This window comes from Nonomuraea pusilla (assembly GCF_900109355.1).
Lineage (GTDB): Bacteria > Actinomycetota > Actinomycetes > Streptosporangiales > Streptosporangiaceae > Nonomuraea > Nonomuraea pusilla.
In genome coordinates this window covers 40,261-56,641 of the sequence record NZ_FOBF01000021.1, presented here as the reverse complement: position 1 = coordinate 56,641, position 16,381 = coordinate 40,261, and the positions used below count along the sequence as shown (strand labels likewise).

Here is a 16,381-nt window from a genome sequence, read left to right as displayed (position 1 = left end):
CCGCCCTCAGCGGTCCCTGATGGCCGAGCCGACCTCCGAGCCCGCCTCGCGGACGCGGTCGGCGAGCAGCCCGATGGCGCCCACCGCGCGCGTCACCGGATCGTCCGCCGGCCCGCCGAGGGCCTTGTCCCGCAGGTACGCCGCCTTGACCTCCGCCCAGCGCTCCGCCTGGGCGGGGGTGAGGCGCCCGCGCAGCTCGGCCAGCTTGAGCAGGTTCGCCTCGGCGTCGGAGGTGAGGGTCTGCGCCTCGCCCAGGTAGTGGTCGTCGATCAGCGCCTCCAGCTCGTCGTCGTTCATCGCCGGGACGATGCGTTCGGCCAGCTTGTTCATGTTCCTGTACGACCCCTGCAGCCGGTACGGCGGCTCGGTGCGGGCGGCGTCGGACTGGGCGGCGGAGGCGATGTAGGCCCGGTTGCTGCCGAGCACCACCTCCTGCACGCGCGCCAGCTTGCCCAGCACGCTCAGCACCTGCTCCAGCTCCGCCTTCGCGTACGGGTGCCCGAGCTGGTCGGGCCGCACCGAGGGGTCGCCCTTGGCCAGCCTCACCAGCAGCTCGACGTCGCCCCTGTCGCGGGCGGACAGCGGCGCGAGCACCGGGTTGGAGGTGAGGGCGTTGTCGATGTAGCTGAGCGCGAACAGCTCGTCCCTGCCGCTGAGGACGTCGCCCAGGTTCCACACGTCGGCCCGGTTGGCCAGCATGTCGGGGACGCGGAACCGGCTGCCCGACTCGGTGTACGGGTTGCCCGCCATGCACACGGCGAACCGCTTGCCGCGCAGGTCGTACGTGCGGGTCCGGCCGTTCCAGACGCCTTCGATGCGGCGCTGCGCGTCGCACAGCGACACGAACTTCTCCAGCAGCTCGGGCGAGGTGTGCTGGATGTCGTCCAGGTAGAGCAGGACGTTGTTGCCCGCCTCCAGCGCGAAGGAGATCTTCTCGACCTCCTGCCTGGCCGCGGCGTCGGGGGCCTGCGCCGGGTCGAGCGAGGTGACGCGGTGGCCCAGCGCGGGGCCGTTCACCTTGACGAGGACCAGGCCGAGGCGGCCGGCGACGTACTCCATCAGGGTGGTCTTGCCGTAGCCGGGCGGTGAGATGAGCAGCAGCAGGCCCATCTGGTCGGTGCGCCGGTCCGCGCCGGCGGCGCCGAGCTGCTTGGCCAGGTTGTCGCCGATCAGCGGCAGGTACACCTCGTCGAGCAGCCGGTTGCGGACGAACGCGCTCATCACCTTCGGCCGGTACTCGTCCAGGCGCAGCCTGGCCCGTTCTGTCTCGACCAGCTCGGCACGCCGCCGCTGGTAGGCCCGGTAGGCGGGGACCCGCTCGGTGCGGAACGCCCGCGTCCTCGACAGGAACTCGTCGAGCCGGAGCTCCAGCCGGCGGTCCACGACGCGCGGGTGGGTGCCGAGCAGCCCGTCCACGGTCTCGGTGAGCGCGGCGGCGCTGTCGTGGCGCGGCAGGTCGCAGAGCTGGACGGCGACGGCCTCGGCCACGTCGGGGCCGTCGTGGAAGGCGCCGATCCAGGCGTGCGCGAGCTGGAGGCGTTCGGGCAGCGGCAGCGCCGCGAGGTCGGCGTCGAACGCGGCGGCCCGCTCGGGGCCGAGCGCGGCCCTGAACCGGTCGAGGACGTCCCGCGCGGCCTTGGCGGTCACGAATCCGTGCGGTTCGCCGCCCAGCTCCTCCACCAGGTACTCCCCGGCGAGCGAGGCGTCCACGGGTGGCGCGCCGACGCCGTCGAGGAACGCCGCGATCCGCCCGCCCAGCTCCTCCGCCAGCGCGGCCAGGGCAGGCGGGGCGCCGAGGACGGCACGCGCCCGCACCAGAGACGACGCCCTCGTGGCCGATGTTTTACGTGAAACATCATCGGCGCCGAACGTCCAGAAGAGCTGCGCCGCCGCCCGCGCGGACGGCGGGTAACGCAGCAGTCCCGCCCCGTCGCGCAGCCGGACCAGGGCCTCCAGGACGGCGAGCGTGTCGTGGTCGTGGACGCCGCGCTCGTACCCCTCGTCGTAGCGCGACTCGACGGCCTCGCGCACCAGGCGGGCGAGGTCGTCCCGGGCGGGAGGCCCAGGCACGACGGCGTCGAGGAGGCAGGCGGCCAGGTGCTCGCACCGGTAGACCTCAGGTATCTCGGAGACCAGGAGCTGGTCCCAGAACGGGCGGGTGTCGGCGAAAGACGCGGGCGCCGGCGCGCGGTAGTCCGTGCCGGTGATCGCGACGTGCATCTCGCCCTGGTGCGGCACCAGCGTCAGGTCGATGGGCTGGGTGTTGACGGCGAACCGGTGCCGGCCGAGCCGGATGACCTCGCCGCCGTCGGAGAACAGGTCGAGGCGGTCGCGCAGCGCCCTGCCCGCCTCCTGCCTGGCCGCCTTCAGCCGCCCGTCCAGCTCCTCCGCGCGGACCGCGTCGCCCAGCCCGCGCAGCTCGGCCGCAGCCGCGCCGACCCTCGCCACCATCGGGTCGCCCGCGAAGTAGGCGTTCACCTCGTCCAGCGAGGCGAGGGCGCCCGCGCGCCTGGCGACGTTGCCGAGCACCCGCTCGGCGGAGGCGAAGACCCGGTCCGCGCGGCGGGCGAGCGCGTCGAGCTGCGCCTGCTTGCGGGCCGAGAACGCCTCGTAGACCTCGTCGCGCCGCGCGGCGAGCTGCGCGGCGAAGTCGTCGTACTCGCCGAACCGCGACTCCAGGTTCTCCACCTGGAGCATCAGCCTGCCGAGCTGCTCGTCGCAGCGCCCCGGCGTGTCGGCGACGGCCAGCGCGCCCGTGACGGCCTGCCCGAGCAGCGCGAACTCGGCGGCGAACGCCGCCCTGCCCTCCTCGCCCAGCAGCTCGCGCCGCCGGCCGTCGAGCACGGCCCGCGCCCGGTTGACGCCGCCCAGCACCTCCGCGATGCGGCCCAGGATGGAGGTGCGGACGGTCGGGTCGGCGATGTCGAGCGAGCCGACGACCTCCGTGACCACCTCCAGGCCCTCGGCCTGCTCCGACAGCCGGTCGGCGACGGGCCTCGCCTCGGCCGTGGTGCCGATCGCGGCCGCCTCGGCGGCCAGCTCCTCGACGGCCGCGCGGTAGGCGGAGAACGCGTCGGGGCCCTCCAGGAAGGCCACCGCGCGCCGCCCGGTGTCGGCCAGCTCCCCGGCGAGCGTCGCCTCCAGCGCGTCCAGCGCCGCGAGGTCCATGTAGCGGACCTCGCGCAACGTCACCAGGCGGCCCTGCGCCCTGCGCAGCCCGGCGAGCGCCGACACCCAGCCGTCGGCCGTGGCAGGGGCGCCCGCCCGTGCCTCGCGCACCAGCCGGGTGACGTCCTCGGCCGCCCCGGCCAGCCGGTCGGCGGCCTGCCGGGTGAGCTGCTCGACGTTCTCGTACTCGTCGAGCACCTGTTCCGCGGTGGCGCGCACGTCGGCGAGCGGCCCGCCCAGCCCGTGCCCGCCCAGCCAGTGGTACGAGTCCAGCGCCCGCGTGCACGCCGCGATCAGCGCCTCGAACGTGGCGGCCGACGGCGCCATCTCCTCGACCATCCGGGCCACCGACAGGCAGTCGGAGATGCCGCGCACCAGCTCGGCGTTGCCGATGCGCTCCAGCGGCCCCGTGCCGGCGGGCTGCGCGGCGGCGTATGTGTCCGACACGTACGGCGTCTGCCACACCTGCATCGGGTGGACCCGCGCCGGCTCGTCGGAGGTGGCGCGGAAGACCACCATGGTGCCGTCGTCGAACAGCGAGTAGCCGTGGCAGACGAGCGGCGTGGCCACCTCCTTCCTGATCACGTTGTACGGCAGCAGCAGCGACCGCCCGTCGCCCCTCGCGTGGAAGACGTACAGGACGTCCTCGCCGTTGGGGGAGCGGACCACCCGCTCGAACTCCAGGTCGGCCACGTCCGTGTCGAACGTCTTGCTGACGCCGGTCGTCAGGTAGTAGCCGCCGGGGAAGATCAGCCCCTGGTCCTCGGGGAGCAGCCGGCAGGACTGGCCGATGCCGTCGAGCCTGGTCACGGCCTTGGTGCGGGTGTTGAACACCAGGTGCCGCCAGGTCTCCTCCTTGTACGGCCTGATCCGCATGAGGATGAGCGGCCCGACGGCGGCGTGCTCGACGTCGGCGTCGGCCAGGCTCTGCAGCGGCTCGTCCACGGGCTCCGAGTAGACGCCCTCGCCGGTCTCCGTGTTGTTCTCGACCTTGATGGTGAGGTCGCCGCCGACGGTCTCGACGAACACCTCGCCCCTGATCGAGATGTGGGGGTGGCGGCCGGGCACGTGGTCGTCGCGCGTCGCGGGCGTCCACGCGAACTCGTGCGACGGGGGGAACACGTGGTCGCGCTCGCCCTGGTTGTCCAGGTAGCGCACCGTGCCGTCGGCGCCGGCCGCCCACCGCAGCACCCTGGTGTCGCCCGTACCGGTGCCGAACACCGCCAGCAGCCTGCCCTCGACCCGCCTGAGCTGCTGGAGCCTGGTCTCCTTGTAGTACCGGTACAGCTCCGCGAAGTCCTTGCGGAACGCGGGGTCGTCCAGCGCGTCCAGCCGGCCCGCCTCGAACGTGAACGCCTCGCCCTGCCGGACGAACCGGTGCACGGAGAACACGTCCGAGACCGCGGTCTCCGGCCTCAGCCCGATGAAGACGTTGTAGCCGAAGAGCATCACGTCGCCCAGGGAGACGATGTCCCTGGGGACGCAGTTGTTGTCGGTGCGGATCCGTTCGGTGCCCAGCAGGCGCAGCTCGGCGCCGCCGAAGACGGCCAGCCGCTCCTCGTTGACCGCGGCCGCCGCGGCGGCCAGCGCCCTGGCCTGTGCCTGGAGGCGGTTCCTGAGAACCTCGTACGTCCCCGCCTCCAGCGTGTCCGTGCTCACGAAGCCGTCAGCCCCTCGCCGCCGCCAGCGCCGCCACCGGCGAGTCGGCCACGCCCAGGCGGCGCGCCGTCTCCAGGAGCTCGCCCAACGGGCCCGACTCGGGGCCGCCCTCCTGGATGAGCTTCATGAGCAGGGCGGAGACTGTCAGGTTCTTGACGTCCTCGGTGCGGACCCCGCCGACCACGGACGCGAGGTCGGCCGCCAGGCTCGCCGTCCCGTTCACGTACGGCTCGGCGACCGCGCCGACGACCCGCGAGTGGCCGACGAAGCCGTCCACGACCTTGCCCGCCGTGATCGAGCCGACGAGCTTGTCGAAGAACACCGTGTCGCCGCCGACGATGTCGATGTTGGCCTTGGTCAGGCCGGCCGCCAGGACGTTCGCCTGCGACTCGGCGATCTGCCGCGACACGTCGATGTGCTTGAGCCTGACCTCCTTGTCGGCCTCCAGGCGCAGGCGGTACTCCTCGTGGGCCCTGCTGGCGTCGTCCAGCGCGGCCATCGCGGCGGCCTTCTGGGTGAGGCCCTCGGCCTCGGCCTTCAGCTTCTCGCCCACGGCGGCGGCCCCGGCGAGCGCCATGGCCTGCTCGCCCTCGGCCCGCGCCTTCAGCCTGGCGCCCTCGACCACCGCCATCGCCCTGGCGCCCTCGGCCTCCGCCCTCAGCTTCTCGCCCAGCGCGAGCGCCTCGGCGCGGCCCACCTTCTCGATGGCCTCGGCGTCGCGCTCCTTGACCTGGACCTGCGCCAGCCCGGCCGCGGCCGTCTCGGCCTGGACGCCCTCGGCGAGCCGCATCTTGGCCCGCGCCTCCATCTCGGCGGCCTGCTGCCTGGCCTCGGCCAGCACCAGCTCCTCGCGCGCCCTGAACTTGGACGCGGCCTCCGCCGCCTCGGCCGCCTTGATGTCCTTGACCAGGTTCTCCTGCGCCTCGGCCTCGGCCGCGATGATCACGCTCTGGCGGGTGCGCTCGGCCTCCTCGACCACCCGCAGCCGCTTGATGCTCTCCTCCTGCTCGGCCACCGTCCTGTCGACGGCGATGCGCTCGCGGATGACCTCGGCGATCGACCGCTTCTCGGTCTCGACCTCCTTGTCCTTCGCGATGCGCGACAGCTCGGTCTCGCGTTCGCGGGCGATGACCTCCAGCAGGCGGTCCTTCTCGATGCGCTCGCTCTCGATCGCGATGACCCGCTCGCGGTTCTTCTCGGCGACCGCGACCTCGCGCGCCTTGTTCTCCTGCTGGACGCCGAGCTGTTCGTCGGCCTTGATGCCCGCCGTCTCGGCGCGCAGCCGCTCCTCGGCCCGCACCCTGGCGATCTCGGCCTCCTCGCGGGCCCTGACCGTCTCGATCTCCCGCCGCTGCTTGAGCTCCGCGTCCGTCTGGCGGCGCTCCAGTTCGAGTATCGCCTCGCGGGCGTCCACGTTCTGGCGGGTGATCTCCTTCTCCTCGTTGCGCTGGTACTCGTTCGTGCGGACGTGCTCGATGGCGGTCAGCTCGGTGATCTTGCGGATGCCCTGGGCGTCGAGGATGTTGCTCTTGTCGAGCTGGTGGAGCGGGGTCTGCTCCAGGTAGTCGATGGCGGCGTCCTCCAGGCTGTAGCCGTTGAGGTCGGTGCCGATCAGGCGGACGATCTCGTCGCGGAACTCGTCGCGCTTGGTGTAGAGGTCGACGAAGTCGAGGTGCTTGCCGGCGGTCTTCAGCGCCTCGGAGAACTTGGCGTTGAACAGCTCCTGCAGGGTGACCTCGTGGCTGGCGCGGGCCGTGCCGATGGCCTGGGCGACCTTGATGACGTCCTCGGCGGTCTTGTTCACCCGTACGAAGAACGTGATCTTGATGTCGGCCCTGATGTTGTCCCGGCAGATCAGGCCGTCGCGGCCGGCGCGCTCGATCTCGATCGTCTTCACCGAGATGTCCATGATCTCGGCCTTGTGGACGACCGGCAGCACCACCGCGCCGGTGAACGTGACGTCCACCTTGTTGACTTTCGAGATGATGAGCGCCTTGCCCTGTTCGACCTTACGGAAAAGGCGTCCGACGATGACGACCAGGCCGATCGCGATGAGCAGGACAACGGCCAGGAAAACGCCGAAGCCTGTGGAGATGACGTCCATCAGTGCTCGCTTTCGTAAGGCATGACCCAGAAGAATTCGCCGTCTTTGTCGTATTCGAAGATGAGCGCGGAGTCCCCGCGCCCGAGGCGGTCGCCTCCCGTCGTGCGGACCTGCACGATCGCGGACGAACCGTCGGCGGCGGTGACCTCGGCCTGGCCGAAGTCCGACGTGACCGCACCTGTACGGATCACGCACATCTGGCCGACGAAATCGCTTCTGGAATGCCGGCCGCCGCCGGGGAACAGCCTGCGCAGCGGGGCCACGGCGGCGCGTACGACGGCCCAGCCCGCGGCCAGGGCGACGACCGGCACGGCGGCCAGCGCGGGCCCGCTCGCCACCCGGCTCCCGGCCAGGCTCAGCAGCCAGGCCACGGCGACCAGGAGGGACAGCGTGACGCCCGCGGGCACGCCTCCGAAGCCCAGCCAGGCGGCGTCGTCGTCGGCGTCGAACAGGCCGGTGGCCGCCGCGAGCCAGTAGGCGGCGACCACGACGAGGAGGAAACTGAAAACGACGGTCGGAAAGCCAAGAGCGGCGTGCAACAACTCGGTCATCAAGCCTCGGTTTGCCCATCCCCCGTTGATGTCCTCCTCGGACTATATCTGCATAAAGTCCGAGTAAAGGGAAAAGTTCCCGAGTGGTCCGGAAATCGCAGCGGATTGACCTCAACTTCGGTTGAGGTAGCAGGCTGGCCCCATGACACACATGATGAGAGCGGCGGCCGTCCACGAGCCCGGCGGGCCGCCCGAGGCGCTGAAGGTGATGGAACTGCCCGCCCCGCAGGCGGGCCCCGGCCAGGTGCGGGTCCGGGTGCGGACGGCCGGCGTGCAGCCCTTCGACACCGCCGTCAGGTCGGGATGGCTGCCGCCGTACATCACGGCGGGGTGGCCGCGGGTGCCCGGCAACGAGTTCGCCGGCGTGGTGGACCAGGTGGGCGACGGCGTCACCGGGGTCACCGAGGGGGACGAGGTGCTCGGGTTCTCGGCGCTGCACGCGTACGCCGAGTACATCGTCGTGCCCGCCACGGACGTGGCCCCCAAGCCGCCCGAGGTGCCGTGGGAGGTGGCCGGCGGGCTCACCGCCGCCGTGCAGACCGCCGAACTGGCCCTCGACGGCATGGGCGTCGCCGACGGCGACACCGTCCTGATCCACGGCGCGGCGGGAGCGGTCGGGACGGCCGCCGTGCAGATCGCCAGGATGCGCGGCGCCGTCGTGATCGGCACCGCCCGCGAGGAGAACCACGACCACCTGTGGAAGCTCGGAGCCGCGCCCGTCGTGTACGGCGACGGGCTGGCCGACCGGGTGCGGGCGCTCGCCCCCGGAGGGGTGGACGCCGCCCTGGACGGCGCCGGCGGGCACGCCCTGGAGGTGTCGCTGGAACTGGTGGCCGACCGGCGGCGGATCGTGACGCTCGTGGAGCACGCCAGGGCGCCCGAGCTGGGCGTCGCCACCGTGCAGGGGCGGCGCACCGCGGAACGCCTCGGCCGCTACGCCCGCCTGTACGCCGAGGGGGCGTTCACGTTCCCGGTGCGGCGGGCGTACCGGCTGGAGGAGGCCGCGCGGGCGCACAGGGAGATCGAGACCGGGCACGGCCGCGGCAAGATCGTCCTCACCCTCGCCTGAGACGCCCCGCCCCCGCCCCCGCCCCTGGCCCCGGCTCCGCCCCTGGCCCCGGCCCAGCCCCCGGCGGCGACGCGCGGCCGGCGGGGATGGTGTCAGGCGGAGGTTCTGTGGCGCTGGTTGAAGCGGCCGACCTTGGCGCGGTTGCCGCACACCTCCATCGAGCACCAGCGGCGGCTGCCGTTCTTGCTGGCGTCGAGGAACCACAGCGTGCACTCCGGGTTGGCGCACCTGCGCACCCGGTCGGGCCGCTCGCCGAGCAGCCGGACGAAGGAGGCCGCCGCCACCCAGGGCGCGTGCCAGGCGGCGTCCTCGATCACCACGCTCTCGGAGGGCCCGTCGGGCCCGAGCCGGGGGCGGCAGGAGCCGCGGTCGAGCACGTCGTTGAGCCGGTCGGGCCCGCGGCCCTCCAGCGCGTCGCGTACCGCGTCGCGGGCCTCGACCAGGGGCCCGCGCACCCGGTCCGGCTCGTCGCCGCCGGGCAGGCCGTGCTCCGACAGCCAGGCCCGCACGCCCTCCGGGTCGTCGAACTGGTCGAGCCGCGTTCCGTGCTCGACCCAGACGGTGTCGACCAGGTCCAACGCGAGCGGTTCTCCCCGCAGCGGTCGCAGTCTCACTGCCTTAACCCCTAAAGCTGGCTTGACTGGTTACAGATCTTCATGCTATCACTTAACCACCTAAACACATTTAGCCGGTTAAGGAGTTCGCTTTGACCGTCCGCTACCGCACCGCGTCCGTCGAGGGCCTCGACATCTTCTACCGGGAGGCCGGCGACCCGTCCGCGCCCACGCTCGTGCTGCTCCACGGCTTCCCGACCTCGTCGGCCGCCTACCAGGGGCTGATCGACGAGCTGTCGGGCGAGTTCCACCTGATCGCACCCGACTACCCAGGGTTCGGCCACAGCTCGGCTCCCTCGGCGGCCGAATGGGCGTACACCTTCGACCACTTCGCCGACATCGTGGAGACGCTGCTCGACACCATCGGCGTCACCCGGTACGCCCTCTACGTCCACGACTACGGCGCGCCCGTCGGCTTCCGGCTCGCCGTGCGCCGCCCCGACCGCGTCACCGGCATCATCACCCAGAACGGCAACGCGTACGAGGAAGGGCTGACGCCGTTCTGGGAGCCGCTGCGCGCCGCCTGGGCCGACCCGTCAGAGGCGAACCTCGCCCCGCTGCGCGGCCTCCTCACCCCCGAGGCGACCCGCTGGCAGTACACGCACGGCGTGGCCGACACCACCCTGGTCAACCCCGACAGAGCCGCGCTCGACCAGGCCGGGCTCGACCGTCCCGGCGGGCAGGAGATCCAGCTCGCCCTCTTCCTCGACTACGGCTCGAACCCGCCGCTCTACCCGGCCTGGCAGGAGTACCTGCGCGTCCACCGGCCGCCGGTGCTCGCCGTGTGGGGGCGTCACGACGAGATCTTCGGCCCGGACGGCGCCCTCGCCTTCGCCCGCGACGTGCCCGACGCGCGGATCCAGCTGCTGGACGCCGGCCACTTCGCCCTGGAGACGCGCGGCACGCAGATCGCGGCCCTCGTCCGCGACTTCCTCCGGGGACTCTCCGACTGACCGCCCGCCGCCGGGGCGGCGGGCGTGGCGGGTCAGAAGTGCCAGGGGAAGGGGGACCAGTCGGGGGAGCGCTTCTCCAGGAAGGAGTCGCGGCCCTCGGCGGCCTCGTCGGTCATGTACGCGAGCCGCGTCGCCTCGCCGGCGAACACCTGCTGGCCCACGAGCCCGTCGTCGATGAGGTTGAAGGCGAACTTGAGCATGCGCTGCGCGGTGGGCGACTTGCCGTTGACCTTGCGGGCCCACTCCAGCGCGGTGGCCTCCAGCTCGGCGTGCGGGACGACCGCGTTGACCATGCCCATGCGGTGGGCGTCCTCGGCGGTGTACGTGTCGCCGAGGAAGAAGATCTCACGGGCGAACTTCTGCCCTACCTGGCGTGCCAGGTAGGCGGAGCCGAAGCCGCCGTCGAAGCTCGCGACGTCGGCGTCGGTCTGCTTGAACCTGGCGTGCTCGGCGCTGGCCAGCGTGAGGTCGGAGACGACGTGCAGGCTGTGGCCGCCGCCCGCGGCCCAGCCCGGCACGACGCAGATCACGATCTTCGGCATGAACCGGATGAGCCGCTGCACCTCCAGGATGTGCAGGCGGCCGGTGGAGGCGCTGCCGTCGGCGTACTGGTAGCCGTCCTTGCCCCTGATGCGCTGGTCTCCGCCGGAGCAGAAGGCCCATCCGCCGTCCTTGGGCGACGGGCCGTTGCCGGTGAGCAGGACGCAGCCGACGTCGGTGGTCTGCCTGGCGTGGTCGAGCGCGCGGTACAGCTCGTCGACGGTCTGCGGCCGGAAGGCGTTGCGCACCTCGGGACGGTTGAACGCGATGCGCACGGTGCCCTGGTCGACGGCCCGGTGGTAGGTGATGTCGGTGAAGTCGAATCCCTCGACAACCTGCCACGCCTTGGGATCGAACAGCTCGGAGACCATGCGCCGAGCCTAACGGATCTGCTGCTCCGCCCACTCGGCCCACTGCCGCTGCGCCTCGCCGAGCCGCACGCCGTACTCCAGTGCGATCCTTCCGTACACCGACAGATTGTCCTCGCCGCCCTCGACGAGGGAGCGGATGCCCTCCAGCCGTTCCAGGCGCTCGCCGGCCACCTCGGCCTGGCGCCGCAGGTACGCGCGGGCCTGCTCGGGGTCGAGCTGGGCGAGGAAGAACACGCGCAGGAGCATGTCGCTGCGCGCGACGCGGGTGGGCTCGACCTCGCTGATCCAGTGCCGCAGCTCGGCCCGGCCCTCCTCGGTGATGGCGTACTCCTTGCGCCCGCGCGGCCCTTCCGCGACCACTTCGAGGAGCCCCGCGTCGGCCAGCCTGCCCAGTTCGGCGTAGAGCTGACTCTGGGTGGCGGGCCAGACGTTCGACAGGGAGAGGTCGAACAGCTTCATCAGGTCGTACCCGCTGGCGGGCCCTTCGGAGAGCAGCCCCAGCACGGCGTGTCTCAAACTCATATTCCTATGTTGACATATCGCGAGTGGAAGTTCTACTTTCGACCTGTCGCTAGTGGAATGTCGAAGGAGCCCAACGTGCGCGGCCTGCTCGGATTTCTCCCCTGGATCGTCTACGCGGTCGTCGCCACCGGCGACGAGTGGCGCTGGGGCGCCATCACCGGCCTGGTCGTCGCCGTCGGCCTCGTCGTCTTCGACCGCAGGTCGGGGCGCGCCTGGGACGAGATGGTGATCGAGGCGAGCGCCGCGGTGTTCTTCGCCTGCCTCACCGTGTTCTCCCTGGCCGCCCCGCACTCGCCCCTCACGCCGTACGGGCCCGCGCTCGTCAACGTCTGGCTCGCCGCCACCGCCTGGGGATCGCTCGCCATCCGGCGGCCGTTCACCCTCGGCATCGCGCGCACCATGGCCCCGAAGGAGGTGTGGGAGACGCCGCGGTTCTACCGGGTCAACGCGGTCATCACGACCGTGTGGGCGGTGGCGTTCACCGTCGCGGCCGGCTCCCTGACCCTCGTGCTCGCGCTCGACCCCAGGGTGACCGCGCTGGTCATCGCCATCAAGGTGCTCACGTTCTGCCTCCCCGCCGCCTTCACGGCCCGCTACCCCAAGATCGCCCGTCGCCGCCTGGCCGAGCAGGGGCGGACCTCCGCCTGACCCCCCGCCCCCGGCAGGTCCTCACGGCCGGTACGAGGACGTGACGAACCCGTTCTCGTACGCGTAGACCACGACCTGGGCGCGGTCGCGCAGCCCCAGCTTCGACAGGATCCGGTTGACGTGCGTCTTCACCGTCGCCTCCGCCAGCCGCAGCAGCGCCGCGATCTCCGCGTTCGACAGCCCCCGCGCCACATGGATCAGCACCTCGCGCTCCCGCGCGGTCAGGGCGTCCGCGTCGCCCCCGCCCACGTCGTCGCCCGGCAGGTGGACGGCCACGCGGTCCAGCAGCCGCCTGGTCGTGCTGGGCGCGATCACCGCGTCGCCCGCGTGCACCGCCCGCAGCGCGCCGAACAGGTCCTCGGGGGGAGCGTCCTTCAGCAGGAAGCCCGACGCGCCCGCCCTGATCGCGGCGAAGGCGTACTCGTCCAGGTCGAACGTCGTGAGGATGAGCACCTTCGGAGTCGCCGGCCCGGGCTCCGCGCGGATGCGCCTGGTCGCCTCGACGCCGCCCATGCGGGGCATGCGGGCGTCCATGAGCACGACGTCGGCCTCGACCGCGGCCAGCACCTCCAGGGCGGCCACGCCGTCGGCGGCCTCGCCGACCAGCTCCATGTCCGGCTGGGTGCGCAGCACCAGGCGGAACCCCGCCCGCACCAGCTCCTGGTCGTCGACCAGCACGACCCGGATCACGGCCCGCCCGCGGGGATGCGGGCGAGCACCCGGTAGCCGCCGTCCTCGCCGGGCCCCGCCTCCACCGTGCCGCCGTACAGCGCCGCCCTCTCGCGCATGCCGACCAGCCCGTGCCCGCCCTCCGTCTCCAGGGCGGGCCTGCCCCGGCCGTCGTCGGCGACGTCCACCGTGACGCCGTCCGCCCCGAACGCGATGACCACCGTCGCGCGGGTGCCGGGACCGCCGTGCTTGAGCGCGTTCGTCAGCGCCTCCTGGACGATCCTGTAGATCACGAGCTGCTCGCCCTCCGAGAGGTCGGAAGGGGTTCCCGACAGGGTGAACGCGGTCGGCAGCCCCGACGCGCGGGCCTGCTCGACCAGCTCCTCCAGCCGCGCCAGGTCCGGCTGCGGCGAGTGCGGCTCCCCGGTGGGCGCGCCGTCGCGCAGCACGCCCACCAGCCGCCGCATCTCGGTCAGGCCCCGCCTGCCGGTCGTCGAGATCGTCTGCAGCGACCGCCTGGCCTCCTCCGGGTCGCTGTCGAAGGCGAGCCTGGCGCCGTCGGCGTGGATGACGATCGCGCTCATGTTGTGCGCGACCACGTCGTGCAGCTCGCGCGCGATGCGCGTGCGCTCCGCCGCCGCCGCGATGACCGCCCGCTGGTCGCGCTCCCGCTCCGCCTGCTCGGCCCGCGCCCGCAGGCTCTCCGCGTACCGGCGGTGCGTGCGGACGTACCGGCCGGCGATCCAGACGGCGACGACGAACACCGAGAACGCCGCCCACTCCTTCGCCAGCACGAACGCGGACTCGCCGGGCCGCAGCACGACGAGCGCGATGCCCAGCTCCGCCACCGCGCCGGCGGCGAGGGCCCAGCGCGTCGCGCACCCCGCCGCCACGGCGTACAGGGCGATCAGCACGGCGAGGTCGGCGGGGAGCAGGGTGGCCGTCCACAGCCACTGCAGGAAGCTCACCGACGCGGTGACCGCGAAGACCGCGAGCGGGCTCCTCCTGCGCCACGGCAGCGGCGCCAGCAGCGCGGCCGTCAGGGCGAGCATGCCCCACGGGCCGCCCGTCCGGTCGGGGGAGACGCCCAGGTCGGCGGCGAACAGGGCGTGGACGAGGCAGAGCGGCACCAGCGGCGCGACGGCGAGCGCGTCCCTCGCGACGATGTGGCGCGCCGCCCAGGCGCGCAGTCTGCCCAACACGGGATCAACCATAGGGATCGGCACGTCGGCGGGGGTCCCCCTCGCGGCGGAGATCCGCCTCCATCTCAGGGTGCAAAGGCGGCACTACGGGATCAGTCTCACCTCGGGGTACGCCGCGCTGGGACCGTCGAACAGGGGCGTGCGCCGGCCCTTCAGGTGCAGGTCGAAGAAGGCGGCCAGGTAGGCCCGCTGGGCGGCGACCGAGCGCCGGGGGTCGATCGTCCCGATGGTCTCGGCGGTGGCCGGGTGCCCCAGCTCGGCGGAGATCTGGGGGAGCATCGCCTGCAGGTCGAAGAACGAGAAGTGCTGCGTCCCCGTGAACCGCGCCTCCCGCTTCCAGCCGGTGGACGCCTCCCAGAAGGACTTCCACGACGGTTCGCTCGCGCGGGTCGTCGTCCCGCCCGCCACCTGCAGGAACGGCTTGGAGACGCCGGTCGAGGCGACCGGGTCGAAGACGATGCCGTCGAGGTTGGCCCCGGCGTCCACGCGGCGGTCGTCGTGCGCGAGCTGGGCCGCGGTGGAGCCGCCCATCGAGTGGCCGAACGCCCCCACACGCGACAGGTCCAGGGCGCCGCGCAGCCCGTCCGGCAGGGGCGCCGCGTCACGCGGCCCCGTGCCCCGGTCGAGGTCGGCCAGCCGGTCGAGGACGAACCGCAGGTCGGCGACCCGCGCCGGGAGGAGGACGGAGAAGAGCTTCGCCTGCTCCTCCGGGGTACGCACCACCGGCAGCCTGGACGTCTCGACCCGCCCTCCCGGGAACTCGACCTGCTCGGCCTCGTACGTGTGGTCCACGGTGACGACGGCGTACCCGCGGCTCGCGAGGTCCTCGGCGAGGACGGTGCTGAGCGTGCGCGGCGCCTCGAAGCCGGGCGAGAACAGGATCACGGGCAGCCGGCCGGCACGGGTGTCCACGGGGGCGCCGGCGCGGGCGTGCGTCCTCGTCGCCGCCCACGCCACCTCTCCCGGCTTCAGGCCGAGGTCGGGGGCGGTGTCGCGGTCGAAGGCCGCGGCGGCGCCCGCGGTCATCTGCGGCGCCACGGGCAGGCCGGTCGTCGCCCGGGCGGGGTACCAGAGGCTGACCATGAGCTCCCGGTACGGCTTGGACGGCGCCAGCGGGTCCTTGCGGCCGCGGTCCACCAGGCGCAGCGCCACCGTGCCGACGGGACGCGGCCCCGTGGGCGCGGGCAGCGCCACCTGGACGGGCGCCCCCGCGGCCGCCCGGCCGGCGGAAGCCGCGGTGGCAGGAGTCGCGGAAGCCGCGACCGGGGCGGCGGGAAGCGCCGTGAGGGCGGCGGCCACCCCGGCGAGGGCGGCGCCGGTGCTCCGGCGGTTCGTCGTCCGGGCTCGGGTGGGGATGGGCATCGAGGTCTCCTCGTTCGGTGGCTGACGTGCCACCAGGAGCCTTTCAGCGCACTCCGGCCTGCTCCTCGTGCTGCGGGACCAATCCGCGCTGCACCCGGGGATCGACCCCGAGGGGGACGTCCACCCGGAGGTTGACGCGGGCGGGGCCGGACGCGGGCGGAGCCGCCCGGCCGCGCCCGGTGGACGGCCCTGGCCGGAGACGGGAAGAAAGGGATCAGGTGACCTCGGCGCGCAGCTCCGCGAGCAGTTCGCCCTGGTCGGCCAGCATGTCGGTGAGGATGCGGCGCGCGGCGCCGAGCAGGTCGGCGAGCTCGGGGGTGGCCAGCGTGTAGACCACCGTGCTGCCCTCGCGGATCGCGCTGACTATGCCGGCTCTCCGCAGGACCGCCAGCTGCTGTGAGAGGCTGGACGCCTCGATGTCGATCTGGGCCAGTAGGTCCCTGACGGGGAGTGGCCCTCCCTGGAGTAGCTCCAACACCCGGATGCGAGCGGGGTGGCCGAGCGTTCGGAAGAAGTCGGCCTTGGCCTGGTAGACCTCCACGTGCATATTGCCAGACTAATCGAGCGCAGTTGCATAATTCTTCAAGTCGTAACGTTGTTGGATAGCATGACAGCGGGGACTAGGGAGTAGCCATGGGCCGAGGAAGAGCCAAGGCGAAGCAGACGAAGGTCGCTCGCCAGCTGAAGTACGCGCACCACACCATCGACTATGACCGGCTCCGCGAGGAGTTGGGCGCCGACTCGCACCGCGAGGAGATGTACCCGGCGACGACGTCGGAGCAGGAGTCCGAGCGCGCGCAATGACGCGCGCCGGCCTGCGGGCGAGAGCGTGACGCTCGTGAGCCGCCCGGCCTTGGGCGCCTGGCCGGGCGCCCGCCGGCCGGGCGCGGCGTGGCGGGGCGCGGCGTGGCGGGGCGCGTCGAGGTGTGGCGGGGCGCCGGGCGACCTC

The 16,381-nt window shown here is 72.7% G+C and carries 14 protein-coding genes; 4 read left to right on the top strand and 10 right to left on the bottom strand.

Annotation, left to right across the window (positions count from 1 at the left end; all coding sequences use genetic code 11):
- Nucleotides 1–6 precede the first annotated feature (6 nt).
- From BMX74_RS33240 to BMX74_RS33230, 3 genes are read right to left on the bottom strand one after another with little or no spacing between them, the layout of a single operon-like run.
- Complete coding sequence (locus tag BMX74_RS33240) at nucleotides 7–4,827, bottom strand: DNA repair ATPase (RefSeq protein ID WP_091104535.1); 4,821 nt, start codon at nucleotides 4,825–4,827, stop codon at nucleotides 7–9.
- 7 nt (nucleotides 4,828–4,834) lie between these two features.
- A complete protein-coding gene (locus BMX74_RS33235; RefSeq protein WP_091104534.1) occupies nucleotides 4,835–6,931 on the bottom strand; it encodes a hypothetical protein in 2,097 nt (698 codons plus the stop codon).
- Nucleotides 6,931–7,482: a DUF1449 family protein gene (locus BMX74_RS33230; RefSeq protein WP_091104532.1), complete on the bottom strand. Its 552-nt coding sequence runs from the start codon at nucleotides 7,480–7,482 to the stop codon at nucleotides 6,931–6,933. The genes BMX74_RS33235 and BMX74_RS33230 overlap by 1 nt, the downstream gene beginning before the upstream one ends.
- A gap of 142 nt (nucleotides 7,483–7,624) precedes the next feature.
- Between BMX74_RS33230 and BMX74_RS33225 the strand changes: the two genes are divergently transcribed.
- Entirely contained in the window at nucleotides 7,625–8,551 is a 927-nt protein-coding gene (locus BMX74_RS33225; protein WP_337959869.1) for an NADP-dependent oxidoreductase, read from the top strand.
- Between the two features lie 92 nt (nucleotides 8,552–8,643).
- Here the strand turns inward: BMX74_RS33225 and BMX74_RS33220 are convergent, their stop codons facing one another.
- On the bottom strand, nucleotides 8,644–9,165 hold the full coding sequence (locus tag BMX74_RS33220) for a CGNR zinc finger domain-containing protein (RefSeq protein ID WP_063792336.1): 522 nt from the start codon (nucleotides 9,163–9,165) through the stop codon (nucleotides 8,644–8,646).
- 92 nt (nucleotides 9,166–9,257) lie between these two features.
- Between BMX74_RS33220 and BMX74_RS33215 the strand changes: the two genes are divergently transcribed.
- Nucleotides 9,258–10,118, top strand: a complete 861-nt coding sequence (locus tag BMX74_RS33215) for an alpha/beta fold hydrolase (protein WP_091104529.1) — start codon at nucleotides 9,258–9,260, stop codon at nucleotides 10,116–10,118.
- Nucleotides 10,119–10,150: 32 nt separating this feature from the next.
- On the opposite strand, the gene BMX74_RS33210 is transcribed toward BMX74_RS33215, so the two are convergent.
- Together BMX74_RS33210 and BMX74_RS33205 are read right to left on the bottom strand one after the other, a co-directional pair.
- Nucleotides 10,151–11,029 carry a 1,4-dihydroxy-2-naphthoyl-CoA synthase gene (locus BMX74_RS33210; RefSeq protein ID WP_055508892.1) on the bottom strand — a complete coding sequence of 293 codons (879 nt, stop codon included), beginning with the start codon at nucleotides 11,027–11,029 and terminating at the stop codon, nucleotides 10,151–10,153.
- A 9-nt stretch (nucleotides 11,030–11,038) separates the two neighbouring features.
- A complete protein-coding gene (locus BMX74_RS33205) occupies nucleotides 11,039–11,551 on the bottom strand; it encodes a PadR family transcriptional regulator (protein WP_091104527.1) in 513 nt (170 codons plus the stop codon).
- Nucleotides 11,552–11,626: 75 nt separating this feature from the next.
- Here BMX74_RS33205 and BMX74_RS33200 point away from each other — a divergent pair, with 75 nt between their 5' ends.
- A complete protein-coding gene (locus BMX74_RS33200; protein WP_218154127.1) occupies nucleotides 11,627–12,199 on the top strand; it encodes a hypothetical protein in 573 nt (190 codons plus the stop codon).
- A gap of 21 nt (nucleotides 12,200–12,220) precedes the next feature.
- On the opposite strand, the gene BMX74_RS33195 is transcribed toward BMX74_RS33200, so the two are convergent.
- From BMX74_RS33195 to BMX74_RS33180, 4 genes are all read right to left on the bottom strand, one after another.
- On the bottom strand, nucleotides 12,221–12,889 hold the full coding sequence (locus tag BMX74_RS33195) for a response regulator transcription factor (RefSeq protein ID WP_091104524.1): 669 nt from the start codon (nucleotides 12,887–12,889) through the stop codon (nucleotides 12,221–12,223).
- Nucleotides 12,886–14,070 carry a sensor histidine kinase gene (locus BMX74_RS33190; protein WP_091104522.1) on the bottom strand — a complete coding sequence of 395 codons (1,185 nt, stop codon included), beginning with the start codon at nucleotides 14,068–14,070 and terminating at the stop codon, nucleotides 12,886–12,888. The genes BMX74_RS33195 and BMX74_RS33190 overlap by 4 nt, the downstream gene beginning before the upstream one ends.
- Before the next feature lie 84 nt (nucleotides 14,071–14,154).
- The gene (locus tag BMX74_RS33185; protein ID WP_055508884.1) at nucleotides 14,155–15,432 is read right to left on the bottom strand and encodes an alpha/beta hydrolase family protein; all 1,278 of its coding nucleotides are present in this window, start codon (nucleotides 15,430–15,432) and stop codon (nucleotides 14,155–14,157) included.
- Between the two features lie 214 nt (nucleotides 15,433–15,646).
- Complete coding sequence (locus BMX74_RS33180; RefSeq protein ID WP_055508882.1) at nucleotides 15,647–15,979, bottom strand: ArsR/SmtB family transcription factor; 333 nt, start codon at nucleotides 15,977–15,979, stop codon at nucleotides 15,647–15,649.
- A gap of 86 nt (nucleotides 15,980–16,065) precedes the next feature.
- Here BMX74_RS33180 and BMX74_RS33175 point away from each other — a divergent pair, with 86 nt between their 5' ends.
- Nucleotides 16,066–16,236 carry a DUF3073 family protein gene (locus tag BMX74_RS33175; protein WP_082535599.1) on the top strand — a complete coding sequence of 57 codons (171 nt, stop codon included), beginning with the start codon at nucleotides 16,066–16,068 and terminating at the stop codon, nucleotides 16,234–16,236.
- Nucleotides 16,237–16,381: the final 145 nt, after the last annotated feature.